Raw genomic sequence first — 26,345 nt, 5'->3', positions numbered from 1 at the left:
GCAAGAACGCACCTGGGAGGCGTCAACGAATCGCGGTGGGACGATTTCGCGAGAGAACACCCTTGAATTTGCCGCCGCTAATGGCCTATTGCCTCTTGCTTGTGGTATAATATGTCTGTGAATCAGCCCTCGATCACCACATGGCACACGTGGCTTTCATGGCGTTATGTCATTTGTAACGTCGGCAGCGTATCTTGATCAGGCGCCCAAGACAGGGGCGCCAACGTTGGCAACAACGGACGAAAGACAAGGAGAGACAATAATGGATGAATTGATCAACATGGTCGCGCAGAAGGCCGGTTTGACCGCAGAACAGGCGAAGACCGCGGTGACGACCGTCTTGGATTTCCTCAAGCAGAAGCTGCCGGCCCCGTTGGCCGGGCAGATTGATGGGCTGCTCTCGGGCGGCGGCGACGCGCTGAAGAACGTAACCAACATGGCCCAGGGTCTGGGCGGCATGTTCGGCAAGAAGTAATTTCGACTCGTGACGTCGGGGCGTGGCTCGGTGTTGGCCAGCAAGGCGACTCTCGGACCACGTCCCTAGTATTAGACAGGAGGGTACTGAACAATGAAGGTGCGCATGAATGAACTACGGGGCATCACCGCGGAATTGCACAGCACACTGCGCGAGCATGGAATGCAGGACAGCGATCAACTACTGGAAGTCGGTCGCACCCTGGCCGGTCGTAAGGAATTGGCGAGCAAAACCGGCGCTGATCCCAAACACATTTTGGAGTTGGTGAACCGCGCCGATCTGGCGCGCATCAAGGGCATCGGCTCGGCCTATTCCAATCTACTCGAAGAAGCGGGTGTGGACACCGTTAAGGAGCTTGCGACTCGCCGGCCCGACAACCTGTTTGCCAAACTGATCGAAGTCAACACCGCCAAGCAACTGGTCGGTCGTACGCCGACGCTGGAGATGGTGCAGGACTGGGTGAACCAGGCGAAAGAATTACCGAAGCTCGTTGAGTATTGAGAGAAGTCCATCATCCCCACGGGACGGCGAACGCACGTCACGGCGGAGCCGTGACCTACGGTGAGACGCACGCCGTAGTCGTAGGTCACACCTCCGGTGTGACGACAACCTTTTGTCATCCATCACACCCCCTGCCGGGCGCCGAACTCACGTCACGGCGGAGCCGTGACCTACCGGGGGACGCACGTCGTAGGTCACATCTCCGGTGTGACGGCGAGCTTGTCTCGCCCATCGCACTCCCCACGGGGCGCCGAAGGCACGTCACGGCGGAGCCGTGACCTACCGGGAGACACACGTCGTAGGTCACATCTCCGGTGTGACGGCGAGCTTGTCTCGCCCATCGCGCTCCCCACGGGGCGCCGAAGGCACGTCACGGCGGAGCCGTGACCTACGGCTAGACGCACGTCACGGGGCGCCGAACGCACGTCACGGCGGAGCCGTGACCTACGGTGAGACGCTCCCCACGGGGCGCCGATTGCACGTCACCGCGGAGCCGTGACCTACCGGGTGACGCACGCGCCGCAACAAAAAAGAGGCTCGCCGGCCAGGCGAACCTCTTTTTGTTATATCACAACCGCAGAAAGTGTAAGGTTAGCTGGCCGTACGCCGACGCATGGCGGCGATCAGAAAAGCCAGCAGCCCACCAACCAGCAGCGCGCCGGCCGTGAGCGGCCAGGTTGGGGTGGCGGAGGCATCAGTCAGGGTCACAGCGGTTGGTGCACTGTAGGCGACACTGACCGGGCCGTGACGCGTGAGGACGCCGTTGACATCCACGTCCTCTACCCAGTAGTAGTACGTCGTACCGTTGACCAGGTTGGCTTCATCCGCCCACTCATAGCTGAAACCCTGGCTGCTGCCCGGCGCCTGGGAGGGAATCAAGGCGCTGTTGAGCTGGGTATCGGGCGCGCTAGGCGAGACGCCGCGCCACAGGTTGAAGCCCACGTTGCCGATCTCGCTAACCGTCTCCCAGGCGACCAGGATGGCGCTGCCCTGCTGCGCGGCGTTTAAGTCCGCCAGCGCGGCAGCCAAGGGAACGTTGTATGAAAAAGTCGTTGCACAGTCCGAGGTGGTGCAGCCGCCGCTGTTGGCGAAAATTTCAGCCCCGCCTCCACTGTGCCATGCACTGATCTTGTATTTTACTGTGGTGTTGCCAAGCTGCCCGGGTATGGTGGCATTCGCGACATCAACGAGCGGAGGAGAGCCAAATGTGCAGTCGTAGGTTGCTGCAGTAACTTGAGTCGTCCCAGTTCCCGCGCCAAATGCGCCCGACGGATTGCTGCCATCCGTTGTGTAGTACACTCGAACCTGATTGGTATAGAATTGGTACTCCACCTTGAAGCGAATGTTGACAGCCTGTCCGGCTGTTGGCGCAAGGGGATTCATGTACGCTCCAGAACCACAACCGGGGTTGTTGTTTGTCTGCTCATGATACACGTAGTTCGCTGTGGCAAGAACACCCTGCACAAACACGAGCAGAATGGCTGCTAACACGACCATGATCACCACGAAGCGTTTCATCACTGTAACCTTTCTTTAGCTGCGAAGCCTTATGACTCGTACCCAACAAGTGACTGGAGAGCACCCAGCGCAAGAATGAAGAAGATACACAGCGCTGCAAGGCGACTCGGTGTGGCCTGTCTTGCCGACAGTCGAACCCTGCATGCGCCTGCAATCAGATTGACCTCTCTTGCTATGGCTTCATTCTAACACGAAATTCAGGAATTTGGAAATCGTCTTGATCGCCAGGGTTGCATCACGAAGGTTTGGAGCACGCAGGCGCACAGGGTGCCTGGCGAGCCGGGCCTGGCTCTTGCAGTTCCGTTTGCGGGACGCGGAAGCCCAGTGGGCTGTTAGCGCCCGTGACTCAGCCGATAGACCACGACCTCGCTGCCAGCCAGCGCGGTGGGACGTTCGACGACAAAGCGCTGCAGAGGGATCAAATCGGGATCCTGCGCCAGACTGGGAAACCAGGTGGGGAAAATGACAACGTACTCGACGCCCTGCGCTCGCATCGCTTCTTTGAGCCGTTGGCTGCGCGCAGGAGCCAGGGGGCCGGTCTCGGCCAGGATGGGGATGACGTCTGGCGAGGCCAGGCCGATCAGGTCGAAAATGCGACGCTGGCTCACATAGGCCAACGCACCGATGTCGTTGGCGGCCACCAAGGCGTCAGGCGGCGTATGGGCGGCAATCCAACGCGCGGCGGCGACGTCACCCTGGTTGATGCTGCGCAGATCGTTGGCAAAGAGCGCGCCGGTGTGACGCAGCTCATTGGCCTGCCACGCCAACGCCATGCCCAGCAGCGCCGCCGCGGTCACGGTCGTCTGCAGCGAGCGCGGAGCAGGCAAGCGTGCCGCCGCCGTGATCTCATCCCACAGCATCACCACGCCGGCTGCTACGGCCATCGTCAACCCCGGCAGGAAATAGGCAGTGCGGCGAAACGTCTGAAAACCGACGCTGCCGAGATTGGCGGCAGCCGTGAGCAGGCAGACCCAGACCGTCAGGGCAAGGCACAGGCCCAAGAACGCGCGCTGAGCCGCAGTGCGGCGCTCGAGCCGCACCAGGAGCAGGCCCAGCCCGACAAGCAGCAGCGGATTCTGCGTGTTGATGGCTTCACCCACGTTGTGCAGGAAATGGTCGGCCAGGGTCAAGAGCCAACGCACCCAACCGAAGTCGGTCGCTCCGTAGGCCGCAGCCGGCTTCGCGTAGAATGTGGAAGGCAGCGGGTGTCCCCACAAGGCCAGGTGGAACAGGACAAAACCGGCGACGCTGGCGACCGCCAATAGGAGATGCCACGGCCAGGCCGTTGCGGGCAGATCGCGCCGTCGCCAATATCCCCACAGCAGCGGCAGCGCGGCCCACAGTTCGGGTCTGGCCCAGCCGGCCAGGGCCAGCCACGCCGTCGCCAGGTAAGCATGGCGCGCCGATGTCTCGCCGCGGTGCGCGCAGCGCAGCGCCAGCAGCGTCAGCACGACAAAAAGCGGCGTTTCCATGCCAGACAGCGCGCTGTAAATCAAGGCCGGCTGCCAGGCGACCAGCCATCCGGCCAGCAGGGCGATGCGATCGTCGTGCAGCACTGCACGCGCCAGGCCGATGGTCAAATAAACCGTCAGCAGATAGAGGACGCTGCCCAGGACTTTGATCCACAGCGTCGGCTCCCCCGGCAGCCAGAAGAGCGGCGTGATCGCTATCACCCACAGAGGCGAAGTGCTGGCGGCCGTCGGCGCGCCGGGATTGTAGGTCCATCCCTGCCCCGCGGCCACGTGGCGCGCAATCTGCGCGTGGATCCAGCTGTCGTCCAGCGGGAAGCCCACATTGGCGGCGCTGCCCGCGCCGTAGTGAAGGTACAAGGCCAAAGCCAACGCCGCAGCCAGCAGGCAGCCCATGACGCCGCCTCGCCACCGCCAACGGGACCAGTCAGTTCGTTCCATGGGTCAATCTCACCACCAGAAGCTAACGGCGCACCAACAGCACCCAACGAGACACGCCCGCCACCGGCGCTTCGGTATACTCAGCCAACAGCGTCGCCCACCAGGTGGATAGGCCGCTGCGCACCGCGGCCTGATCGCGGGCAAGGCTTGACGCCAACGGCGCCCCTGGCGCGGACCAGTACCCGGCGGGCATGATGACGGCGGCCGGCGGCTGCGCGGCCAAATCAGCCGCAACCGCCTGCGCTTCCGCGCCCGTGACGCCCAACCCGGCCATGAGCACATCCGCGCGTGTTGGGTTCGAGCGTTCGCTCAGCAGATACCACCCTGGGTTGAAGCCAACGGCAAACAGAGGCGCGCCAGGGGCCGCCGCGGACTGCACCGCCCGCTGCAGGGGCGTGATCTCTGCAGCCAGGTCTTGCGTCACCGCCGCCGGCCCCAGCGCGGTCGCCAGCCAGGCGCGCGGTTGATTGAAGTAGGTGTCGCGCAGCAGCGCCTGGGCCGCCAGGTTCATCACGCCAACCGCAGCGATGCCCAAGACCAGGCGCATGCGCTGCGGCCGCGACCAGGCGGCAGGCGCCTCGACCAGGGCCAGCCAGAGCGCGGCCAGCGCCGGCGCAAAAACGAACGGATTGGCTGACGCGATCAGGACGAAGCGCGCGTTGGCTGCCAACGCAAAAGCCCAAACGCCCCACCAGGCCGTGGAAGCGCCGCGCCGCTGAGCCGACCAGGCGGCCAGGAGCAGCAGCGGCGCGGACAAACCCCACACGACGGCGGCCCCCCAGGATAACGCAGCGAAGGGCTGCAGGCTCAGCGCAGACCAGTCGCCGCCGCGCAGCGCGGCCAGCGCGGCTTGTCCGCCGCCACGCGCCAGGTCAGGCAGCATCGAAGCTGCGCTGAGCGACCCGAAGCTCAGCACGGCCAGCCGCCACAGACCACGCCCACGGGTCGCGTGGCTCGCCCACCAGAGGGCCGTCAACGCGGCGCCCATACTGTAAACGCCCAACGTCCAGCGCAGCGGCGCGAGGACGCCTGGCTGCAAGCCCCACAGGCCGCGCGCCGTGGTCTGATCGTAGCCGGTGTAGCCGCGCCAAACGGCTGACCACCCCGCCAGGTATACCTGGGCGCCAAACCCCAGGCCGAGCGTGACTCCCAGCGCGGCCAGAAATGACAACCACGCCTGGCGAGAAGCCCGGCCATGCGTGCAAATGACCACGCTGGCCGCCGCCGCCGTGACGCCAAACTCCGGCTTGGCGAGAAAAGCCAGGCCGGCCGCCGCTCCGCCCAGCCACAGCCAGCGCGCGCGCCGCGTAGGCAGCCAGCGCAGCAGGCACAGGAGCGCAGCCAGGCTGGCGACCGCGCCCCAGGCCAGGGCCTGCGTGTAGGCATACAAATAAGCCCGCGCCAGATCGCCGCCCACGAACGGTCCAGCCAACACGGCGAAGCTGGTCACAAAAAGCGCGGCCCGGGCGGAAAGAATGGCCCGCGCCACGCCGTAACTGAGCATGACAGCCAGCGCGGCCAGCGCGGCGTTGAGGAGTGTTGCCAGGCCGACATCGGCGCCCCAGGCGCGAAACAGCCAGGCCAGGGCGTGCGCCGGCAGGGGGCCGTAACTCCACAGCACGTCGCGATACAGAACCTCGCCCTGACTCAACCGCCGGGCCACCTGCAAATACCAGCCTTGATCGGCGACGAGCGACGGAAAAAAACGCCAGCCGGCCGCCGCCTGCCAGGCCACGACAGCCTCCAGCGCCAGCAACACTGCGATCGTGGGCAAGGGGACGCGCTTCATGGACGCCAACCCGCCTACGGGTTTCCGCCGCCGCCTGGCTGCCAGCGGCTGGCGACCAGCATCACATCCAGGGCGCCAATCCGATCATCGCCGTCCAGGTCAAACTGGGGATCGTACAAGGGATTGCCTGCCTGCGCGGCAAAGCGCCGGGCCACTGCCTGCACATCCAGGATGTTGACGCGGCCGTCGCAGTTGACATCGGGCGCAGCCAGGTTGACCCTGGCCGTCAAGGCCAGGGTATGGCCCCAGAAATCGGTCAGGTTCGCAGGCACGCTGACGAACCCGCAGGCCGTGAGGGCCGCGGAGATGGCGCTGCTGAAGGCGACGCGCACCAGCGCCGGCGCGACCGCTCCTGCCAACGCACCTGGCGCGTGAGAATGTCGTACGACACCGCGGGCGCAGTGGCGGTCACCAGAGCGGCGCGCTCAAACTCCACGGGCAGGGTGGCCGTCAGCCAGGCAAGCGGCGAGGGCATGTTGCCGAGATTGGCGATGGTCACTGTAGGTGAGCGCCTGCCAGGCGCGGCCCACAGCCGGTTGGCGGCAAAGTTCGAGGGCGTGAGGTCAACCGTCGCCAACAGACTGCTGGCGGCTGTCAATGTCACCGTAGGCCCATCGTGCTGCCGACGGCGACAGGAAGACGAGCGGATAGGCGCCGGGGCTGACGGCTGTGGTCCCCGCCAGCTCAACGGTGATGCTGCGGCTGGCGCCTGGGGCCAGGTGCGCCAAAGTCCAGGCGATCTGGCCTCCGCCCACGGCGCCGCCGTTGGAATTGATCACGGTGGTCAGGTCTGGCGGGTAAGCCGCAACCAGGCGCGGGTTGGTCAGGGTGAACGGGCTGCTGTTGGTCAGCGTCACCGTCAGCGTCAGGCTGGCGCCTGGCGCGATCTGGGGCGCGCTGACCTGGACGCCGGAGGTGGAGAGGTCGCCCTGCGGCAGGCGCAGACGCATCGCCGGATCGCCGAAGAGAACCGTGGTGTCAATGACATCGAGCGAATAGGCGGCGTGAGCGAAATAGAAGAGTTTCATCGCCGTGAACGCGGCGCCGACGCGCGTCGTGCGCTGCGTGAAGAGCGCCTGGTGAATCCCATGGGACATGATCTGCAGCGGAAACGCGGTGTGCGCGCCGGTGGCTGAGATGTCGGCAATGCCGCCTTTGCCGGGGGTCTTCATCAGCATCTCGCCAAACGAATAGTTGGGCCAGGCGCTCGTGGGAGGCTCGATCAGGATGAAGTAGCCTGTCCAGCACCCCCATTCCAGGATCAGAGGCAGATCGGCGCGGTTCGGCAAGACGTTTTGATCGAGAACCCCTAGTGGGCGCACCGAGCCGCTGTATCCCCAGCGCCACTTGGAACCGTGACCGAACCAGTGCATCATCAATTGACCGTCGCCCAGCGCGGCTAGATTGGCCGCGCGCACGGCCGTGTAGTTCGGATAGCCCGGCGCCAGGGTGTAGATGGGCTGCGCCGCCATCTCGGCCGTCAGCCAGTTGAAACGAATCTCGTTGGAAATGTCGTGGAAGTTGCCGCCGCCGCCGGGGTCGGGCTGATTGTCGGCCACGTACGCGATTTCACGCTGCCAGCTGCCGCCCGGCGCCGCCTGATAAGCCAGGATTTTCGCCGCCATGCCCTGTACGTCCTGCACGCTGTTGGCAGGCAGGCGGCCAATCGCTATGTCGGGCAGGATGTCGGCTGGCCCGTCAACGCTGACCAACGCATTGTCGGTCACCGTCTCGATGATATAGGGATCAATCGGCTCCAGGTAGGGCGGGATGGGGTTGGGAAGATCGCGGCCGGTATCGTTGCGGAAGTCGTAGTGACCGTCGCCCAGCAGCACGACATAGGTGGGCGCGGGGCGCTGCCAGTGGAAATAGGCATAGGTCAGGAAATCGCGGATGGCCTGCGGTTCACGATGCCCACCGGCAAACTGGTCGAAGATATCCTGAATATCCACCGTCTGCACGCGCAGCCCTTCCGCGGCGCGCTGGTTCAGGAGCGGCTGCGCGGCGGCCAGGAAGTCAGATGGGCCGATCATCACATAATCGGCGCCGAGACTGGCGCTGCGCAGATCAGGGGTTGTCACCAGGGCGAGGCTCTGCGGCGCCAGGAGCGCGGCGGTCTCGCTCAGCAGGAAGTGCGCGCCGGCGGCTTCGAAGCGCTGCGTGAACTCGCCGCCTTGCTGAACGCTGGTCAAGCCGCTGAGCTGCCGCGGGTGCAAGGGGCTGCTGACATCATAGGCCAACACGGTCGCGCTGGCAAAGCCGCCAGCCACGAAGGTTTGTCTGCCCGGCAAGGCCTGTTCGATATCCAGGCGCCCAGCCGTGGCGCGCAGCCTGGCCCGGTAGCGCACGTCGAACCAATCCGGGTTGATCCAATAGGCCGTGCTGCCCGTGACGCGGGTCAGGGAGGTTTCCAGCGTGATGGTGTTGGTTGTGGAAACCACGGCGGCCGGAAGCGTCACACTGGCCGTATAGACCGTTTGCGGCCCGTAGCCATTCCACCCATAGCCGTCGCTGGTGAACGCCTGCCCATTCAACCACAGCCGCATCCACCAACGGTCGGGCGCGCCCTCGGTTTGCCCGCCCAGCACCCGCGCCGTGACCGTCACGCCCGGCTCGTTGGCTGATTCCGGCGCGCTGAAGGGAAAGGAGCCGATGTCGATGGCGTGGCCGGGATAGACGAACACATCGTCATAGAACCAGTGGTCCTCGGACGCGTCCACATAGGCCGTTCCCAGGTAGACGGTCTGCTGTTCAAGGCGCAGGGTGCGCGTGTAGGTGGTGGTCTCTGGCGTGGACCCCGTCGGCGTCGCATCTTGGACGGCCATGCGCAGGCCAGGCGCGCCTCCCCAGTAGAGCCAGTAGACCGAAGTCGTCCCGTAGCGGCTGCGCTGCGGCGCGGCATAGAAGCGAATTTCATCGCCTGGGTTGAACGCGCCGTCGTCGGCGCCGACGACCTCGATGGAGAGCTCTTGATCACGGTAGAAGACGCGCAACGTGGCCGGATCGAGATCGCCCACCGGCGCATTCAGGCCGGCCAGATCGGCGTAGGTAACGTGGTGCAGGCCGGCCGCGGCGACCGTGATGCGCACGCCGGTCTGCCAGGGCAGCGCGGGGGGCGGCGCGGCCGATTCAGGCGGCGCCGCGGTGGCCCAGGCCCGTGCGACCGGCCAATTGAGAACCTGGTCGGCCAGCAGCGCGTCGAAATCCGATTCGGTCGGCGCAGCGCCGGTCTCCGTTGCCGCGGGCTGGGAGAACGACACGTGCACTTCGATCGTGCGGCAAAAACGCAGCTGCCCGGACGCCGGCGTGGTCTGCCAGGGGTAGATGCGCACCTGCACCATGCGGCGGCCTCGCATCGTCTGCGGGCTGCTCAGCTCCACGAGCGCGGGTGGGTAAAGGGCCGCCGAGCCATAGATCGCGGGGTCTTCCGCATAGGTCTGCTGCCAGGGCGCGCCATCTTCCAGCCACTGCTGCATGGCGTCAGGCCCCGTGGAGGCGAGCGACCACGTGGGCGCGGGTTCCAGGCGCCACTGGCCGGAAACGAGCGCACAATCGGCGGCTGTCACCGCGGCGACGGCTTCGCCTTGTGCGGGAATCGCAATCGAAGTGATCACGTACGGCAGCGCGGGCGCGCCTGGCCGCGCGATGGACGGCGCCTGGGGAACCGTGAGGCGGACGTAGGGAGCCGCGCCAGCGACAAGCACGGGTGTGACCATCGGCGACTGTACGCGCAGGAAGACCCCGGCCGCATCAGCGTGACGTAAGCTCACCACGGGTGATTCGATGTCCGCGCTGGCCGCGCTGAACGCCACACACGCGACGAGAAAGATCAAGCAAGCCAGTCCCCATCGCCAATGTCGGCTCATCGTTGTCTTCCTCCCCACGGTCAATGCCCGTTGACTAAACCAATGCCGCCGGTTCTGGGTTGCGCGTGGCAGCCAAAACCGACGGCATTGGTTTGTTGGTTAGTAAAATGCGGCGCGGGCGGAATCAGGGGGTGCCGCCACAGCCACAGCGATTGAAATCGCGCCTGATGGGCGTACCGCCGGGCGTCCACCTTCATGGACGCGCGGCCGGCGCCGGCCGGCCTTGTGGCGGAACGCCCTTGCGGCCCGAATTCATTCGGCGGCTGCCGTCGGCGGCGAATGAATTCGCGCCTGAGGCGCGTACCGCCGGTCGGCGCAGGCCGACCTCGTGGCGGAACGCCCTTGCGCCCCGAATTCATTCGGCGGCTGCCGTCGGCGCCAGATGCCTGAGCAGTTACGTTAGTTCGCTCAATGCGGCGCGGGCGGAATCAGGGGGTGCCGCTGAACGGTCCGATGCCCTGCGCCAACGCTTTGAGCTCGCGCTCGATCACGATCTGCGGGGCTTGGAAGGGGCGCCGCGGGGCGGGGGCCGGCGCGGGCGGCACGGTTGTAGACGATGACAAAGCTGGTGTATGAATCATAATGCTTCTCCCAAAGCTAAACGTCACTTGAACATGACACAGCCAATGACGAACCGGCGAGTTCGTGCAGCGTCTGCCACACGGCCGGGTCAGGCCGAAACCATAAGTCGTATCCCGGCACAACCTGCGTCAAGGCTGTGCTCACATCCAACCACCGTTGACTCTCCGTCGCGGCGGCCAGGGGGACATTCTCGGTGTCCAACAGGCGCAGGAACAACTGCCCTGGCGATAGGGGGTGCAAGGCATGACTAGGCGCCTGCACCAGGTGTACAAGGCCTGCCAGCGGCGCGGCCAGCGGCCTGGCCTGCGTACGGCGTTGGCGCACGCCCGGTTCCCAATACGGAAATGAGTGAACGAACCAGTCACCTCCCTGGGGAATGAGTAAGACGGCTTCGTCGCCCAGCACGGGTAATTGCGCATCAAGCGCCAGGTGCATCAACGTGGTTTTGCCGGCGCCCGAAGGGCCAAAACAGGCATAGCCACGTCCATCCAGGACAATGCCAGCGGCCCGGAGCAAGATGCCGCCGACATCCAACGCGATCAGCTGCCCCACGTACATCAGCACGCGGCGCAGCGCCAACGCCGCCTGCTCAGCGCAGCGAACTTCAGCCACCAGCAAGCGTTGACGGCGGTCGAGCTGGCCGGTCGCCTGCGCCAGCTCGAATTCCACCGCCGCCGCGCTGTAGGCCACATGCTCGATGACCGGCGCCGGAGGCGGCGGCGCGTCGCCAGCCAGGCTGAGGCGCACGGTGTAGGCGATCGGGGCGTCTACGACAAAGCACGCCAGCGGGTCATGCTGCAGCAGCATGGGCGCCAGGGTTGGGGCCAACTCCAGGCGCACGCCCTGCCCCGCCAGGCCGAGCGTCAGGCTAACCACGCGTCACACCCAGGTCAACAGGTCGCGGGCGTGTAATTCGCCCAAAAAACGCGCCGTATGGGTCTGCGCGTCAGGCAGGTCCACCTCATACTCTGCGGTCAACACCGCGGCAATGTCGTCCGGCGTGCGGGTGCCATCGGCCAGTTCCCAGATACGGGTGCCCACCTCGTTGAGCATGCGCACCATGTGTTGAGCGGGCGAGAGCACCACCGCTTCGCCGGCCACGGTGCGGGCGGCCACATCGGGATGCGCCGCGGGCCGCCCGGAGGGTAGGGTTTCCATCATCGTTACGCTGTCCTCGCCCGGGCAAGCCGGAGGCAAATGGGAAACATGCTGCTTGCATCAGATTGTAACATAGGTCTGACCTGCGCGCAAGCATACGCGCGGGGTGGGGTGCATTTCAAACTGGGGGCGCGTCGGGCGCGCCGGAGGCCAAAGGCCATCCGGCTACGAGATGTAAGCCCCGCCGGGGCTGCCAGGCCCGACAGGGCCTTCCATCTCGTAGCCCGATCCGTTCACGGTCGGGCGCCGTTGGCTGCCCGCTGATCGCGTTAGCGACGACGGCGCCAGGCGACGGCGCCTGCGAGTGCGGCCAGCCCCGCGGCGGCCAACGGCCATGCGGCCGGAAGCGCAGCCACGGGCGCGAAGCCGCTCAGGCTGACGGCCGTCGGCGCGTTGAAGGTCGCGCTGACCGGGCCGTGGCGCGTGACGACGCCGGCGATATCCACATCCTCCAGCCAGTAGTAGTAAGTGGTGTTGTTGACCAGGTTGGCGCTGTCGGGCCACTCGTAGCTGAAGCCCTGACTGCTGCCCGGCGCCTGCGAGGGGATCAGGCTGGCGTTCAACTGCACGTCGGGCGCACTGGGTGACGCCCCGCGCCACAGGTTGAAGCCCAGGTTGCCCAGTTCAGACACCGTCTCCCAGGTGACCAAGATGTGGTCGCTGAACGCGGCGGCGTTGAAGTCGGCCAGGGTCGCGGCCAGGGGGTCACCCGTAACCAAGATATCGTCAACACCAACCCATTCATCGCTTCCAATAGCATTGGTCGTAATGATGCGTATCTGCACCTGTGCCTGATTGTCCGCGGCGCTGGGCAAAAGCACATTCACCGGCGTAACCAACGTCGCCAGGCTTGGCCCCGTCGTTGCATCGGCAACGTAGCCGGCGGGTAGATTGGTGAAATTGCCACTTGTCCCAACCCGGTACTGGAGGGCAACCTGTTGGATAGCATTGTCTGTTGAGCCATCTATATCTCGCAGATTGTAACTCACAGTGATGCTCTGTTTCCCAGTCGTGTTGACGTGGACCAGAAGAAATGGAGCATCGGCTGTGCCGGAGCCCTGAAAGGCAACCACCGGATCGGCGATGACGTCGAATTCTGCCACGCCACCAGTAGTTACGGTGTTAGGATTGATCTGATTGGCGATGACATTTACAGGTGTTGAAGTCCCGTCGGCCAAGATCGTTTGTGGATCGGTGCCAGTTGCCGTGGTGAGGTCGTCACCGCGATAGCCCATAATGCCGGGCACACCTGACCAATTGTCGTTGACTGTGATCAACCCCGTGTTGGTCCATGCCTGTGTGAATGGTAGTGACTGATAGGTGTTATCCGCAGACACCAGGGATGCCAGCGGAGTAAGTGCAACTACCAGCACCAGTACCAAGAACACTTTCAACGCCTTGTGATTCTTCATAAGCAGCTCCTTATCGTCTGAGACCAGACACCCATAGGTTAACGACTGCAGCAACCGTCGAACAGATAGAAAAACAGTCTGGCTCGGTTGGCCCTTGATCCGGTCACTGCGTTATTTGAGGCTTCGTGTAGGGTGCCACGCACAAAGCCGGCCACAGCGACTTGTTGCAAGTTATCCGGCAGAGGCGGATTCATCTCGCTTCTGCCGGATAACATCAGAATGTTCGCCGTCGAAGTAACGCCATCCCGGCCAGCGCGGCCAGCCCTACTACGGCCAGTGGCCAGGCGAGCGGGAGCGCGGCCAGGGGGGCGAAGTCACTCAGCGAGACGGCCGTCGGCGCGTTGAAGGTTGCGCTGACCGGGCCGAAGCGGCTGACCCCGCCCTGCGTGTCCACGGTCTCCACCCAGTAGTAGTAGGTCATGCCGCTGACGACATTGGCGTCGTCGAAGGTGTAGACGAAGCCCTGGCTGCTGCCCGGGGCCTGCGACGGAATCAGGCTGGCGTTGAGCTGCGTGTCCGGCGCACCCGGCGCGTCGCCGCGCCACAGATTGAAGCCAATGTTGCCCACCTCGCTGACCGTCTCCCACGTCACGCGGATGGCGTTGCCGTTCGGCGCCGCGCTGAAGTCAGCCAGGACCGCGGCCAGGGGCACGCTGGGGCTGGCGGCAAAGGGGCTGTAGTTGGCGATGCCCGTGCCTTCCACGAAGCAGTTGATAGCGGCGGTGTTGCACGTACCGCTGTCCGTCCCACGGGTCACAGCGTTCCAGGCGCTGGTGTGATAGTTCCATACGTTCTGGTTCGCCAGCGGCTGGCCGGTGGGCGTCATCTCAGGCTCACTGAAGTAGAACTTGATGCTGGCCGTCTGCACCGAGGTCGGTGTGACCTCGTAGCAGCGCTTGATCGTCGAGCTGGTGATCTGGGGACACTTCTGGTTGCCGCGGATAGAGACCGTCGTCAAGCCCATGGCGCTGGCAGGCGTGACGGAAACGCCGTAGTAATAAGTCGTGCTGCCAGCCGCGTTCTTCAGCCAGACAAAGTCGAACTGTGAAGCGCTGGTAACGTCCCTAACCTGCTTGATCGTGCCGTTGTTGGTGACAGCCGTCTCCACGGTCAGGGTATTCTGTCCCAATCCAAAGGCGCCGCCAGCATCCACCGTCAGGGTCCCACCCAACTTGTACGCGCGGCCGCTTCCGCTCGTCGGCGCCAGTGCGACGTCCGCGCCATTGGCAATCCGCAATGTTGCGCCCGTCAGGATGGTGACATTGGTGACCACGTCAATGGTCTGGGCCGCCGTTCCACCCATCACCAACGTATTGGCGCCGGTGTTGTTGAAGATCGGCTGCGTCGTGGCGGTGCTCGCAGACGTAATGTTGCCCTTGACCGTCACCGTGCCATTCGTGGCTGTCGTGCCGCCGAAGCCGCCGCCGGTATTGGACAGTGTGGGCGGCGCCAGGCTCACGTTGCCATTGACGACTACGGGTGTCGTACCAAGGTAGTTGACCGTCAAGGTACCACCAGCCGTGCCAGTGCCGGCCGTGCCACCGAAAGTGAGGTTACGGAACGTGACGTTCGACGTTGCAGGCGACGTGTCGGCCTGCAAGTATATGTTGTACGTCGAAGACGAGAAGTTCATCTTTAGGTCGCCAAAGATCGTGGCATTCACGGCGAGTATCTTAGATGAGAAGGGACCCGACTCGAACGAAATGGCTCCCGATCCAGTGGAGAGATAGGCGCCGTAGACGACGACATTATCGTAACCGGAGCTGGTGCCGGAGATCGTATATCCGCCGTCGGCAAAGGTCGTCCCTGCTTTGACGTAGATCATACCCTTCGTTGGGTCAACCCCAGAACTTCCGCTGATGGTCTTGTTACCGTTCAGCGTCTTCGTCCCGCTGCCGCCAGTTTGTATCATGGACGCGGGCGGGTGGGTCGTCGCGTCGATCGTCTGATCGCCGGCCGCATTGTATTCGACGATGGAGCCGTCTACGTACGTGTTGGCGCCTGTCGTCAGCACCGTTGCGCCGACGCCGCCCGCAGCCTTGGCTGTCCCCAGGATTGACGTCGTGGCGCTCAGATTCAGCAGGCCTGCGCCGCCAATCGTGAAGGCGCCGGCGTCAAGCCGCCCGATCACGTTCAGTGTACGGGCCGCGCCCATCGTCACATTGTCCTGCAGCGTGTAGCCCGCGCCGCTGGCCACCGTCACGTTCATCTCGAAGCTGGGCGCAGCGGTCGGCGCCAGGGACGCCACCCAGGCTGGATTCTGCACGATCGCGCAGTCGTCCAGGTTGATGATCAGCAGGCTGTCCGGACTCTTAGCCGCAAGCAGGCGTTCGACGTCGGCCTGGCGCTGGGCGTAGGTGTTCTCCAGTTGCACCGCGTCTTTGCTGACAAAACGGCTGGCATCCGTCAGGAAACTGACCTCTTGCACAGGCGTGCGGCTGTAGTCAGGCGCAGGCGCCAGTGCTGGGGCCTCCAGGGCCGCCCCGCCGATCGTCTTGCCAACGCCGGTCAGATTGAGGGTCAGGCTGCCGACATTGGCGCCGCCGGCCACACCGCCGTAATTCAGGTTACCGGCGACGTTGAAGGTCGTGGCGGTCGCTGCGCTCAACGCCAGTTGGGCCGTGCTGCCCACCGCGAAGTCGTTGTTGATGGTGCAGGTCACGCCTGCCGTGAAGGTCTTGGCATTGCCCGCGCCGCCGTTCTGCAGATTCAGGTTGTAGAAGGTGACGCCCGTGCAGTTGACGGCCCGTGCAGCCGCGCCCGACAAGAGAACCGTGCCGGTGTTTGGCGTGAAGGTGCCGCCGGTCTTGGCGAAGTCACCCCTGACCTCCAGCGTGCCGCTGCCCAGATCAATCGTGCCGCCGCTCTGGCTGAAAGCGCCGTTGACGGTCAGCGTGTTGCTGCCCAGGTTGAGCGTGATGCTGTTAGCCAACGTCAGGTTGTTGACCGCGTACGCGCCGTTGACGTTGATGGTCGTGGCGCTGGCGCTGGCCAGGGTGACATTGCTCGTTCCGGTCGGGACGCCGTCTGGGTTCCAGTTGTTGGCGTCGCCCCAGTTGGAGGTGCTGGCGCCGCCGTCCCAGGTGATGGGCAGCGACTGCTCGTTGGCCAGGACGAAGTAGTCGTCGCCTTGAACAATTGCCGTCGTCGAGGCGATGCCCGTGGTAGGCGAGGCCTGGGTCGAGCCGCCGCGCGAGGTGTACGAGCCGCTGGCTGTGTTGGCCTCCGCCACGCGAGCCGTTGGCAGGTTGCCAACGTTGTCATCGGTTCCGTAAGAAAGCTGCACGGTGGCCGTGGTCGTGCTGAAGATATTGGCCGTGTTCTGAATGCGGACGTAGCGCGCCAGGGTGAGCGCAGCCAGGGGCGAGACCGGCGTGCCGCCCGTGGGGCCGGTGATGACCTCTGCCGTGTACGTCTGCAGCACGCCGTTGGAGTGGAAGTTGCTGATCACTATCGGACGCCAGCCCGTGCTGTTGCCGACGCCAAAAGTGCGGTTGACGTTGCTGGCGCTGTTGACCTGGATCGCTAACGGACCGTTGACGTAACTGGTGGCCGAGCCGGTCGGAATCGTCGTCACCGTCGTGGCCAGCGTGGGCGTGTTGGCGGCCGAGGTGTTGAACAAGCCGGCGGTCAGCGTGAAACCGGAAGCGCCAGTTATGGTCAAGTTGCCGCCAGCCAGGGTGACGCCGTTGGTGTTGTTGATGGTCACGGAAGCCACGGAACGCGTGCCAGGGATTTCAAAGCCGGTGGTGCGTACGACCGTTTCCTGCAAATACAAGATGCTATGCCCGCCGCTGCCCGTGCTGTACGTTGGGCTGACGTCGAAGTTGCCGCCCGGCGTGGTGGCGCTAGCCTGGCCGATCTGCACGGTGGTGCTGGACGCGCCGCCATTGCCGAGGGTGAATTGGTTGCTGTTGATGAAGGTCCCCCAGAATAGGTTGACGCGGTTGGTGACGATTGGGGCGCTCAGTGTGACGCCGCTGCCATTGAAGATGCCTACAGACAGGAAAGGTGCAGCCGCTGTGCCAAACGTGCCGGAGCCGCTATAGGTCTGGGCGGAAGCGCCCTGGAAATCGAAGCGGCTGTTGGTGACCGTGCCGACGATCGAGCCGTTGTTTGTTACAGCCGGGCCCAGCATCAATACGAAAAAGCCGTTGGCATCCAACTTCGTGCCTGTGTTTACCGTGAGGTTGCGCCAGATATTGGTCTGGGCGACCGCCAGGGCGTTCTTGGCGTTGGTGGTGTTGTCAATCACCAGCGCAGGGACCTGGCCGCTCATAACGGAAGTCGAAGTTGCCGGTGTTGCCCGTAGTAGCGCTGGTTCCCACGTTGAGCGTGCCGCCGGTGATATTGGCGGCGCCCGCCACCTGGTAGTCGAGCCGGCTGGTAGCGGTAGCATTCGAGTTGATCTGAACCAGGTTGATCACGCCGCCGCTCATGGTTATGACCGAGCTAGTCGAGGTGAGGCCAAATGAAGCGGTGCTGGCCGTTGTATTGGCTACCGTGCACACGTTAACCGTGCCGCCGCTCTGGGTATAGCTAACAGCGTTAGCCGTGTTCAGGCGCCCCGCCAGGTTGAGCGTTCCGCCTTCGATCAGGAAGATTGCGCCCGCGCCCGCGCCCATTGCATTGCCCGAGGCGGTGCCGACGTTATAGGCGCCTTGGGTGAGGCGCAGCAGGCCGTTCATGGTCGGTGAACCGTTGGTACCGGAAACAGCGAAATTGGCGTTGTTGAGCCAGAAACCGGCGGTGCTAGGGATGGAGTAGCCTGCCGTCGTGAAGACAACGCTGGAGTAGGTAAACGTCCCAGAGATCTTCAGGATGCCGTTGTAGGGCGAGACGCTCAGGAAGCCGTTGGTATCGCTGGCTGCGCCGCGCACCGTGAACGAAATGGTGATCTCTAGCACCGGGCTGCTGGTCGTGACTGTGCCGCTGCCCTTGCTGATGGACAACGTCCGCAGGTCGGTAGTCGCGCCCGCGCCGCTCAGTGTGTTGTTCGTCGCGTTGACGAAGCGCAGCTCCGCGCCGGCCGTGTTGGCGTTGGTGCTGAAGTCCAGCGTGCTGTTGTTGGTCAAGTCCGTGCCAACCGAGAGCAGATGGGTGGTGGCTGTGCCGCTGGCGGCTGACTGCAAAGTGCCGCCAGCCGCGATGGTCACACTCGAGTTCACCGTTAGTGTGCGGGCCGTGGTCGGCTCGAATTGTAGAACGCCCGATGTGCCCTGGCCGACGGTCAGCTTGTTGATTGTGGCGGTTGTGTCGATGGTGACGGTGCAGCCGTCAGCGATGGTCACGTTGTCTGTGGCTGTGGGCAGGACGCCTCCAAACCAGGTGGCTGTGGCGCTCCAGTTGCCGCCTGCGCCGTTGCAGGTGATCTCGCCGGCTGGATTGGTAGCTTGAGTGCCAGAGGCTGGCCCCACTGGTGCAAATCCCTCCGAAAATGCGAACACCTGCCAGTAGTAAGTAAACCCAGGCAAGAGGCCAGTGGTCGGGTAGGAATTGGCGTTGGCGGCGGTCGTGGCGATGGTGGTGTAGTTGACGCCATCGGATGACCGCAGAATCAGGAACCCCGACTCGGTCGAGGAGTTGTCATTCCAGTTGAGGGTCATGCCCGTCTGTGTGACAACTGTGAAGTTCAAGCCGCTGGGCGCTGCCGGCGCCGCGGGCGGTGTGAAGGCGTAGACCTGTCCCGTCGCCGGTTTGGTGCTCAATGACGTGGTCTCGCTGGTGGAGCTCACGGTTGGGCTTGCGCCCGTCCCGTTCAGCGAGAGGAAACTGCCGCTGCCAGTTGCCGTCGCGGCGATGCCGATGGAGGCAGATCCACTGCTAACAGCCGCTGCATCCTGGCGATAGACAAACTCGATGTGGCCGTCAGCTTCGTACAGTTTGGCTTGGAAGGAGATGACCGCGGCGTTAGCAAGGTAGTTCCACTCCCAGTTGAGCCACTGGAAGGTGAACACGCGGCTGCCGGGGCTGCCTGTGGTCAGGTACGATCCCTGGCCCGCACTTGCGCCGTCGAGGTCGTCCCACAAGGGCGCAAGCACAAGGCGCGGCGGACCGGCTGAAAGTGCGTTAGTGAGGGATGACGAGCTAAGGGTCGCAAAGGAAAGGAAGCCGTTCGAGCTTGCCGCTACCGTCGTGTATGGGACCCCCATGTAGTAGAAGGTGAACCCGATCGGGAGACCGTTGACATAGACCTCATCGGCGTTGAAGCCGCTGACGACGGTTGCCCCAGAGAGCGGCGTAAACGTACCGCTGCTCGCCGAGAAGGCGTAGTTGGTGATGCTGCCGACGTCGTTGGGGGCTTTCGGATCACCTTCTGGGGCGGCTCCCTTAGCTGATTCAACAGCCTTCACGGTTGGCAGCGTCGAAGCTGCGACATCTTCAGTGGCAAGCGCGGCTGGCGGTGCGCCCTCCTGCGACTTCGGCGAGCTCAGTCGAGCCGCCAGCGCGGGCATCGCCAGGCTGACCAGCAGGGTCGCGAAAAGAAGGATGGATAACAGGCGCCGCCGAGGGCGGGATGGACGATAGGTTGACATAGACGATCCTCCATTCTGACGAACACGAGATGAATGAGTTGACGCCACACGGTGTGGTCAATGACCCTGGCAATGGAGCCGGCTTGACGCCTGGAGATCGTTGTGACCAGATCAACAATGAGCGAATCGGCGCTGAACCGGGTCGAGCGGGCGAGGAAAGTGAGGCTGGCTTCGTCATGGCCGCATCAGAAATGCGGTCATACGTGGAGAAGGCGAGATTTGCGCGTCGAGCGAACTCAACCAGCGGCGGCGGTGCTCGAGAGGCCAATTGGCTGCGCGTCAAACCAGGTTGACAGGTCTATTATAACCTGGTATGGTCAAAATAGGCAACTGGCGCTGACTGTGTCGCAGCCGCGCCTGGGGCGGCTCACGAATGGCGGCCATCCCTGGCCTATGGCAGGGGTTGTTCGGGCCGAAAGTTGTCGTCGTGCTGCCAGGATGTCCAGACCACCGCTTTGACGATGCGGCCCAGGTAGTAGAACGGCAGCAGGCCGCGCCAGGGGATGTGGTAGCGCGGGATCATGTAGGTGGCCGGCGGGAACAAGAGGCCGCGCCAGTAGGCCAGGCGCGAGGGATGGCCGGGCAGCGCTTGCAACCGCCCCCGCACCGACCCCAGGCTGTTGCGGCGCTGGCGGTCCAGGTCGCCAAATGCGGCCATTTCCTCCAGCGCGGGGGTCGCCGCGGTCAGCGCAGCCAGCGCGCCGGCCGGCAGCGGGGTGTTGAACCAGGTGCGCGCCAGGCGCACGCTGGCCTGCAGCGGCAGGAGCGCGGCCAGGGCCTGAGCGCGCGCGATCAAGGCGCTCCAATCCCAGGCTGCGGCGTGCGTGCGCAGGAGCAGGTCCACATCGCTCAGCCAGCCCAGGTGCCAGGTGCCCAGGTGGTGCCAGAAGAGATGGATGGCGGCATGGAGCAGGGCGTCTTCGGGACAGAGCACGCGCACCGCCACGCCGGCAATGACCGCGGGGACGCTGCGCGGCAGCCAATCTTCGGCCGCCAGGTGGGTCATGACGGCCGGGTGCTGCGCCAGCCGCCAATGCACATCCACGCCAAAACGCAGCTCGCCGGCCAGCAGAGAGGCGCGCAACGCCACTTCGCCGGCCAGGTGCGGCCGCTCCTCCGCGGCCATCCCCTGGCCCTCGAAGCCCAAGGCCAGCAGCGCCGTCTTCACCTTGCTCACGTCCGCGTGCAGCACCAGCAGGTCGAGGTCGGTCGTGGGCCGCAGCGCCAGGTTGTGATAGAGCAGCTCGCCCAGGGCCATGCCCTTGAGCACCACCGGCTCGATCCCGGCCGCGGTCAGCGTCTCCAACACCTGCCCGGCGGCCGCGGCCAGGGCGACGCCCCACAGCGCGTGCTGGCGGTACTCCGCCTGCAGCGCGTCGGTCAGCATCGCGGGCAGCGCCGCGGCCACCGGCGCCAGGCGCACATGCAGCAGCGGCCCCAGGCGGTGCCAGCGGGCCGCCTCGATGAACGCAGCCCACTCCGCCTGGGTGATCCCCGCGGGCGGCAGCCGCGGCGTCTGCGCTAAGGCCTGGCGCAAAAACTCGAGCAACGCGTCAGGAAAATTCATACTCTCCTCTACGGCGCCTCAATCCGTCGCACCCACTGATAGCCGCCGAATGAATTCGGGGCGAAGGGGCGTTCCGCCGCCAGGTCGGCCGTCGCCGACCCATCGCGTCCACGCCGGTGGACGCCCGGCGGAACGCCCTTCAGGCGCGATTTCAATCGCTCAATCGTTGGCCGCCGGCGGCGGGCGGCTCAATCGTTGGCCGCCGGCGGCGGGCGGCTCAATCGTTGGCCGCCGGCGGCGGGCGGCTCAATCGTTGGCCGCCGGCGGCGGGCGGCTCTCCTCTACGGCACCTCAATCCGTCGCACCCACTGATAGCCGCCGGCGTACATGAAATCCACCATTTTGACGTCGGCGGGCGGCGCGACAAAATAGAAGGCGCCGGTCACGCTGCTGGCCGGCGGCGCCACACGCTCAGCCCCAAAGGTAACGGTCAGGTCGCGACGTAGTGGATAGGAACGCCCGTTTTCGTCTAACAGCAGTGGGTCGGCCACCAGGGTTACGCCATCCCACAGCGTGTCGTTGTGTAGGCTGACGTCCAGGCGCAGCAAGCCATCGTCGGTGACCTCGATGCTGTTGACCCACACCGACCAGTTGGAACAGCAGTACGGCGCTTGCTGATTGACCGCGCGCCGGCGGATGGCGCGGTCAGGCGTTGCGGCGGCGGTGGTGGCTGCTTGGGGCGACGCGGCGAGCGGCGTCACCAGCCGCAGCGGGGTCACGGTGGGCGTGGCCTCGGCGGCGGTCGGCGCGGGTGTGACCGGGGGGCGTTCGTAGACTGGGGGCGCGGGCGTGGGCAAAAGGAGCAGGATCAGCGCGGCGAGGGCTACGCCTGCCGCCAGCAGCCAGGCGATGCGGCGCACCATGCTCGCAAGGGTAGGCGTCATGCTGAATCAAGCCTCGCGGGCTGGGCTTGCGCAAACAAGGCCGCGATCAGGCCCAAGAGGAGCCAAAACACCAGCCCCGGCTTGGCGCCCAACGCGACCGCATCCGTGAGACCATAGACCAGGTGCGCCAGCAGGCCGCATCCCAGCCCCAGGGCTGCATAGCGCCGCGCCGCCATCCGTGGCGCAGCCGCGGCGTCAACCGTGCGCCAGAGGCTCCACAGCATGGCGGCCGCGCCGAGGTACAGGGCGATAAAGGCAATCAGCCCCGGCAAGCCCAGGTCGAGCGCCGCCTGTAGAAACTCGTTGTGCGCGTGGCCGACATCAACGTCCGGCCCGATAGTGAACAGCGGATAGAGCAAAGGCATCACGTGACGAAACGTGTTCATGCCCATGCCCGTAAACGGGAAATCCTGTATGCCATAGATGGCGCGCGACCAGATTTCGACGCGGCCCCCCAAAGTGTCAAGCGGCAGCGTGGCGCTGCCCAGGCTGGTTTGGGCGGCCGGGTTGACCTCGCCGCGCCACACGATCGCGCCCACACCGATCAGCCCGACAACCATCCCCAGCGCCAGCCACTGACGCCAGCGCTTGGGCGCGCCCATGATCAACATCAGCGCAAGGCCGGCGGCCAGGCCGATGTAACCGCTGCGCGACTGCGTCAAGACAAACACGCCCACGACGAACAGCAGAGACAACGCGCTCAGGCTGCCTACCGCGGTCGCAAAGCCGCGGCGGGCGGCCGCCGGCTCCGGCCGCCAGAGGCGTTTGTTCTGCACCGTCGCCATCGTCATCGCCGGGATGATCCACAACAGAGCGCCCGCGACCTGGTTGGGGTTCAGCCCCTCTTCGGCGCCGGGCAAACCGCGTAGGACGATGGGCAGGCGATTCAGAATCGGCGCCAGGAGAGCGATCTTGGCGCCCGACTGCATGCCCAGCAAGCCGACGGCGGCGATCAGTACGCCCAGCGTCAGGAAGCCGGCGAAAATCCGCAGCCACCACGCCGGCTCACGGCCTAAACGCGCCGCGGCAAAAAATACACCCAGGCCCAGCGCCAGCCCGGCGACCTTGGGCAGACTGACGGCGATGTCGTACGTGGCATACAGGCTCACCAGCACCATGATCGCCAGCAGGATGAGGCTCGCATTCAACGGTGTGCGCGGCAGTAAGCCGCGGCCCGCCACGCCGGCGATGACCCACAATGCGGGCACGACCAAGATAATAGCGCTGCGTTCTGGCCTGGGGAACAACAGCCACGGAGACGCCAGCAGTAAAATCGCCCATTGCCAGCGGTCAACAAAGGCCGCCATCTTGCGGACAGCGGCCCAGAGGGTTTTCATTCAGAATCCTGTGGCTCAGCTCTTTGGCTTCGCCGCCGGTCGTGGGCGTTCCCACCACGACGCGACCCGTCGTGTCAGCGCCTGCGGCAGCCAGCGCGGGTCGCTGCGTGCGCGGCGCTCGCTCCGGCCATCGCGGCTGTAATAATAGTAGTAGTACGAATTGTAACCGCTGCTGCGCTCGCCCAGCTTGTTGAGCACCGCGCCCAACAGGCGCCCGCCCACCTTGCCCAACGTCTCCTGGGCGCGCAGAGCCTCCTGGCGCCGCGTGCCATCGGTGTCAATCACGAGCAGGGTGCCATCCACCAGGGTCGAAAGAATGGCGGCGTCGGCTGCGGCCATCACCGGCGGCGAGTCGAAGATCAGCACATCGCACTGGCTGCGCAGTCGTTCCACCAGGTGACGCATGCGCTCGCTGCTCAACAGCTCCGACGGGTTGGGCGGCAGCGGGCCCGAGGTCAGCACACGCAGCCCATGGACCGCCGTTTCCTGCAACACGGTATCCACCGCCTCCTCCGCGTGCTGCATCAGCGCGCTGGTAATGCCCACATTGTTGCTCAAATCGAACAGCTTGTGCGCGGTCGGCCGGCGCAGGTCGGTGTCCACCAGAATGACGCGCTGATCGGCCTGCGCGAGGGTGACGGCGAGATTGGCGGCCGTGGTGCTTTTGCCCTCACGCGGGCTGGCCGAGGTGACCAACAGGGTGCGCACCGGCTCATCCACGCCGCTGAACTGGATGTTCGTGCGCAGAACGCGGTACCCCTCGGCAATGGGCGAATGCTTCTTGTCAAGGGTGACGAGCGCGGACTCGGGATTGTCGCGGGGCCGCACACGCAGAATCGCGCCCAGGGTGGCCAGGCCCAGCAGTTCGCGCACCTGCTCCGAGTCATGGATCGTATCGTCCAGGTACTCAACCAGGAAGGCCAGGCCCAGCGCCAGCAGCGCGCCAACCACGGCCGCCAGCAGGGTGTTGGTGGCGGTGCGCGGACGAATCGGAAGGATGGGCGTCTGCGCCGGCGTGGTGACCGCGATGTTGTCCACGGTCTGCGCTTCGGTCAAACGCAGCTGCTCCAGAGAGTTGAGCAAGGCGGCGTAGGTCGCCTCGAATTGGCGCAGCATGGTCTGCTGGCGCGAAAGGTCGAGGCGCTGCTCATCCGTCAGGGTCGGTTGACTCTGCAGGCTGTTGATACGCGCCTGCGTCTGCTGGATATCGGTCTCCACTTTGGCCCGTTCGGTCTGCAAGTCGGCGCGGGTCTGCGCATAACGCCCCTTCTGGTAAGCTTGCGTCTGCTCGATGAAAACCAATGGCAGGGTATTAGCAATATCCTTAGCCAGGACTGGGTCGAAGCTCTCCACTGTCAGCTGAATCAACTGCGTGTCACGCACGGGCTGCGCATTGATCTGCACGCCGAGGCGTTTGAGTCCATCCAGGTCTTGCAGACCCAGGCGGCTGGCGGTCTCCTGACGCACCGGATACTCGGTGAGCAGCTGCGAATAGGTGCGCGCCACCTGCTGGCTGTAGAGCAGGTCGCTGTAGTTAGCGCCGCCGGTCGGTGAGTTGGCCTGGCTGACCAGAAGGGTGGAGACAGCCTTGTAGACTGGCGTGGTGCGCCGGCTGATGACAAAAGCCGCCAGGGCAACCACCAGGGCGCAGACAACGACCAACCACACCCATTTAAGGGTCAAGTTAACGTACTGGCGTAATTCCATGATAAATCTCGATCTTTCACATAAGGGATCCGACTGCAAACGGTTTGCATCGGGTGATAAGTCAGGCTGCGGCCAGAGCTTCGTCCCAGCCCGTGCTGCGACCATCTTGCAGAACAACCATGGGGGCTTCCTGGCTGGCCTCCAGGGCGCCCAGGGTCAAACGTTCGCCGGCCACCCCTGGCGCGGCATGCAGGCCGGCGCGCTGCAAAAGCGCAGCGCGGCGTCGCGCCCGTTCCACATCGCCGCGGTCCACGACGGCCGAAATCTCGAAGGCAACCAGTCGCTCTGGGGTGTCTGGCAAGCGGCGAGCGTGGCCCTGGATGAGCAAGTCGAGGCGCATGATGTCTTCAACGTCATCTTCGGGCAAGCGGGCTTCCAGGGTTTCGCGCAGGGCATCCGTTAAAACCAGCGAAACCGGGCGCAGCCAACGGCCAAAGAAGGCCCCGGCCCGTTCACGATAGTGGCGTTCCAGGTCGCGGCCATCCAGGCGCGCCGCCCGATCCGTGAGATGATCCAGGCGGCTGCTGACAACCTCCATCGCGGCGGTCAGTTTTTCGACTTGCACCCCAGTGCGCTTCTGCGCTTCGGCCAGCTCAGCAACCGTTGCCTCCAGGCGGTCAAGCCGCGCCTCGCTGCGCTTCTGCGCTTCGGCCAGCTCAGCAACCGTCGCCTCCAGGCGGTCAAGCCGCGCCTCGCTGCGCTTCTGGAGGCGAGCCAGTTCGGCAAGGGTTGCCTCCACGCGGTCCAGGCGGCGTTCGGCGCGCTGGTGAGATTGAGCCAGCTCGCGCAAAAGCGTCGGCATGTTGAGCATGTCGTCGGGCGTGAGCAGCTGCTGCAGTTCCACACGCCATTCCGGGTGCAGATAGAGCAACTGGCGCAGGTCGGCAAAATCGTTGACGGTAAAGGCCATCGTTTACTCCTGTTCTGGCCTCCCAGGTTGAATCAAGCCTATTGTACCTGAACGGCAAGAATTGGACAAAGGTAGATTGACGATGGTCATATCAGTTCTGAGGCCGCGTATCCGGTCGAAGGGAGGGTTCTGGTGTGGCTAAAACCGTTGCTGCTGCCTTCCGCGGCATACGGGCGCACAGGCCGCGCGATCT

General features: G+C 64.8%; 18 protein-coding genes. 2 read left to right on the top strand and 16 right to left on the bottom strand.

Translation table 11 applies throughout. From position 1 onward, the window contains the following. Nucleotides 1-262: 262 nt before the first annotated feature. Both ACPQ6D_RS09900 and ACPQ6D_RS09895 read left to right on the top strand, forming a co-directional pair. Complete coding sequence (locus tag ACPQ6D_RS09900) at nucleotides 263-475, top strand: DUF2267 domain-containing protein (RefSeq protein ID WP_423224156.1); 213 nt, start codon at nucleotides 263-265, stop codon at nucleotides 473-475. A gap of 93 nt (nucleotides 476-568) precedes the next feature. Then, entirely contained in the window at nucleotides 569-976 is a 408-nt protein-coding gene (locus ACPQ6D_RS09895) for a DUF4332 domain-containing protein (RefSeq protein WP_423224155.1), read from the top strand. Between the two features lie 591 nt (nucleotides 977-1,567). Here the strand turns inward: ACPQ6D_RS09895 and ACPQ6D_RS09890 are convergent. The 16 genes from ACPQ6D_RS09890 to ACPQ6D_RS09815 all read right to left on the bottom strand — a co-directional run bounded on the left by ACPQ6D_RS09890 (nucleotide 1,568) and on the right by ACPQ6D_RS09815 (nucleotide 26,152). After that, nucleotides 1,568-2,494 carry a hypothetical protein gene (locus ACPQ6D_RS09890; RefSeq protein ID WP_423224154.1) on the bottom strand — a complete coding sequence of 309 codons (927 nt, stop codon included), beginning with the start codon at nucleotides 2,492-2,494 and terminating at the stop codon, nucleotides 1,568-1,570. Between the two features lie 332 nt (nucleotides 2,495-2,826). After that, nucleotides 2,827-4,404, bottom strand: coding sequence for a hypothetical protein (locus tag ACPQ6D_RS09885; RefSeq protein ID WP_423224153.1), 1,578 nt, complete (start codon nucleotides 4,402-4,404; stop codon nucleotides 2,827-2,829). Between the two features lie 22 nt (nucleotides 4,405-4,426). Beyond that, nucleotides 4,427-6,193 carry a hypothetical protein gene (locus ACPQ6D_RS09880; RefSeq protein ID WP_423224152.1) on the bottom strand — a complete coding sequence of 589 codons (1,767 nt, stop codon included), beginning with the start codon at nucleotides 6,191-6,193 and terminating at the stop codon, nucleotides 4,427-4,429. Between the two features lie 14 nt (nucleotides 6,194-6,207). Further along, nucleotides 6,208-6,552, bottom strand: coding sequence for a dockerin type I domain-containing protein (locus tag ACPQ6D_RS09875; RefSeq protein WP_423224151.1), 345 nt, complete (start codon nucleotides 6,550-6,552; stop codon nucleotides 6,208-6,210). 204 nt (nucleotides 6,553-6,756) lie between these two features. After that, nucleotides 6,757-10,059 (bottom strand): C25 family cysteine peptidase, encoded by a 3,303-nt coding sequence (locus ACPQ6D_RS09870; RefSeq protein WP_423224150.1) that lies wholly within the window; start codon nucleotides 10,057-10,059, stop codon nucleotides 6,757-6,759. Between the two features lie 428 nt (nucleotides 10,060-10,487). Continuing rightward, nucleotides 10,488-10,640 carry a hypothetical protein gene (locus ACPQ6D_RS09865; protein WP_423224149.1) on the bottom strand — a complete coding sequence of 51 codons (153 nt, stop codon included), beginning with the start codon at nucleotides 10,638-10,640 and terminating at the stop codon, nucleotides 10,488-10,490. A 16-nt stretch (nucleotides 10,641-10,656) separates the two neighbouring features. Further along, nucleotides 10,657-11,517 (bottom strand): hypothetical protein, encoded by an 861-nt coding sequence (locus tag ACPQ6D_RS09860; protein WP_423224148.1) that lies wholly within the window; start codon nucleotides 11,515-11,517, stop codon nucleotides 10,657-10,659. Between the two features lie 3 nt (nucleotides 11,518-11,520). Further along, nucleotides 11,521-11,802, bottom strand: coding sequence for a PqqD family protein (locus ACPQ6D_RS09855; RefSeq protein ID WP_423224147.1), 282 nt, complete (start codon nucleotides 11,800-11,802; stop codon nucleotides 11,521-11,523). A 266-nt stretch (nucleotides 11,803-12,068) separates the two neighbouring features. Continuing rightward, nucleotides 12,069-13,211, bottom strand: coding sequence for a hypothetical protein (locus tag ACPQ6D_RS09850; RefSeq protein WP_423224146.1), 1,143 nt, complete (start codon nucleotides 13,209-13,211; stop codon nucleotides 12,069-12,071). Between the two features lie 214 nt (nucleotides 13,212-13,425). Then, nucleotides 13,426-17,490, bottom strand: coding sequence for a beta strand repeat-containing protein (locus ACPQ6D_RS09845; RefSeq protein ID WP_423224145.1), 4,065 nt, complete (start codon nucleotides 17,488-17,490; stop codon nucleotides 13,426-13,428). Beyond that, a complete protein-coding gene (locus ACPQ6D_RS09840; protein ID WP_423224144.1) occupies nucleotides 17,459-19,747 on the bottom strand; it encodes a fibronectin type III domain-containing protein in 2,289 nt (762 codons plus the stop codon). Before ACPQ6D_RS09840 ends, ACPQ6D_RS09845 begins: the two co-directional genes overlap by 32 nt. 391 nt (nucleotides 19,748-20,138) lie before the next feature. Then, nucleotides 20,139-21,314 (bottom strand): nucleotidyltransferase domain-containing protein, encoded by a 1,176-nt coding sequence (locus ACPQ6D_RS09835; protein WP_423224143.1) that lies wholly within the window; start codon nucleotides 21,312-21,314, stop codon nucleotides 20,139-20,141. 281 nt (nucleotides 21,315-21,595) lie between these two features. Beyond that, nucleotides 21,596-22,198 (bottom strand): hypothetical protein, encoded by a 603-nt coding sequence (locus tag ACPQ6D_RS09830; protein ID WP_423224142.1) that lies wholly within the window; start codon nucleotides 22,196-22,198, stop codon nucleotides 21,596-21,598. Next, a complete protein-coding gene (locus ACPQ6D_RS09825; RefSeq protein ID WP_423224141.1) occupies nucleotides 22,195-23,535 on the bottom strand; it encodes an O-antigen ligase family protein in 1,341 nt (446 codons plus the stop codon). The genes ACPQ6D_RS09830 and ACPQ6D_RS09825 overlap by 4 nt, the downstream gene beginning before the upstream one ends. Nucleotides 23,536-23,550: 15 nt before the next feature. Further along, nucleotides 23,551-25,242, bottom strand: coding sequence for a polysaccharide biosynthesis tyrosine autokinase (locus ACPQ6D_RS09820; protein ID WP_423224140.1), 1,692 nt, complete (start codon nucleotides 25,240-25,242; stop codon nucleotides 23,551-23,553). 61 nt (nucleotides 25,243-25,303) lie between these two features. Then, a complete protein-coding gene (locus ACPQ6D_RS09815; protein ID WP_423224139.1) occupies nucleotides 25,304-26,152 on the bottom strand; it encodes a hypothetical protein in 849 nt (282 codons plus the stop codon). Nucleotides 26,153-26,345: the final 193 nt, after the last annotated feature.

Source organism: Candidatus Amarolinea aalborgensis, from assembly GCF_900491745.1.
Taxonomy (GTDB): domain Bacteria; phylum Chloroflexota; class Anaerolineae; order SSC4; family Amarolineaceae; genus Amarolinea; species Amarolinea aalborgensis.
Note: the sequence above shows the minus strand (reverse complement) of the source record. Positions and strands in the feature narration are given on the sequence as shown.

Excerpts from the sequence above, each read along its gene's own strand:
- ACPQ6D_RS09900 (WP_423224156.1), top strand. The coding sequence starts at position 263 with ATGGATGAATTGATCAACATGGTCGCGCAGAAGGCCGGTTTGACCGCA.
- ACPQ6D_RS09895 (WP_423224155.1), top strand. The coding sequence starts at position 569 with ATGAAGGTGCGCATGAATGAACTACGGGGCATCACCGCGGAATTGCAC.
- ACPQ6D_RS09890 (WP_423224154.1), bottom strand. The coding sequence starts at position 2,494 with ATGAAACGCTTCGTGGTGATCATGGTCGTGTTAGCAGCCATTCTGCTC.
- ACPQ6D_RS09885 (WP_423224153.1), bottom strand. The coding sequence starts at position 4,404 with ATGGAACGAACTGACTGGTCCCGTTGGCGGTGGCGAGGCGGCGTCATG.
- ACPQ6D_RS09880 (WP_423224152.1), bottom strand. The coding sequence starts at position 6,193 with ATGAAGCGCGTCCCCTTGCCCACGATCGCAGTGTTGCTGGCGCTGGAG.
- ACPQ6D_RS09870 (WP_423224150.1), bottom strand. The coding sequence starts at position 10,059 with ATGAGCCGACATTGGCGATGGGGACTGGCTTGCTTGATCTTTCTCGTC.
- ACPQ6D_RS09865 (WP_423224149.1), bottom strand. The coding sequence starts at position 10,640 with ATGATTCATACACCAGCTTTGTCATCGTCTACAACCGTGCCGCCCGCG.
- ACPQ6D_RS09855 (WP_423224147.1), bottom strand. The coding sequence starts at position 11,802 with ATGATGGAAACCCTACCCTCCGGGCGGCCCGCGGCGCATCCCGATGTG.
- ACPQ6D_RS09850 (WP_423224146.1), bottom strand. The coding sequence starts at position 13,211 with ATGAAGAATCACAAGGCGTTGAAAGTGTTCTTGGTACTGGTGCTGGTA.
- ACPQ6D_RS09845 (WP_423224145.1), bottom strand. The coding sequence starts at position 17,490 with ATGAGCGGCCAGGTCCCTGCGCTGGTGATTGACAACACCACCAACGCC.
- ACPQ6D_RS09840 (WP_423224144.1), bottom strand. The coding sequence starts at position 19,747 with ATGTCAACCTATCGTCCATCCCGCCCTCGGCGGCGCCTGTTATCCATC.
- ACPQ6D_RS09835 (WP_423224143.1), bottom strand. The coding sequence starts at position 21,314 with ATGAATTTTCCTGACGCGTTGCTCGAGTTTTTGCGCCAGGCCTTAGCG.
- ACPQ6D_RS09830 (WP_423224142.1), bottom strand. The coding sequence starts at position 22,198 with ATGACGCCTACCCTTGCGAGCATGGTGCGCCGCATCGCCTGGCTGCTG.
- ACPQ6D_RS09825 (WP_423224141.1), bottom strand. The coding sequence starts at position 23,535 with ATGAAAACCCTCTGGGCCGCTGTCCGCAAGATGGCGGCCTTTGTTGAC.
- ACPQ6D_RS09820 (WP_423224140.1), bottom strand. The coding sequence starts at position 25,242 with ATGGAATTACGCCAGTACGTTAACTTGACCCTTAAATGGGTGTGGTTG.
- ACPQ6D_RS09815 (WP_423224139.1), bottom strand. The coding sequence starts at position 26,152 with ATGGCCTTTACCGTCAACGATTTTGCCGACCTGCGCCAGTTGCTCTAT.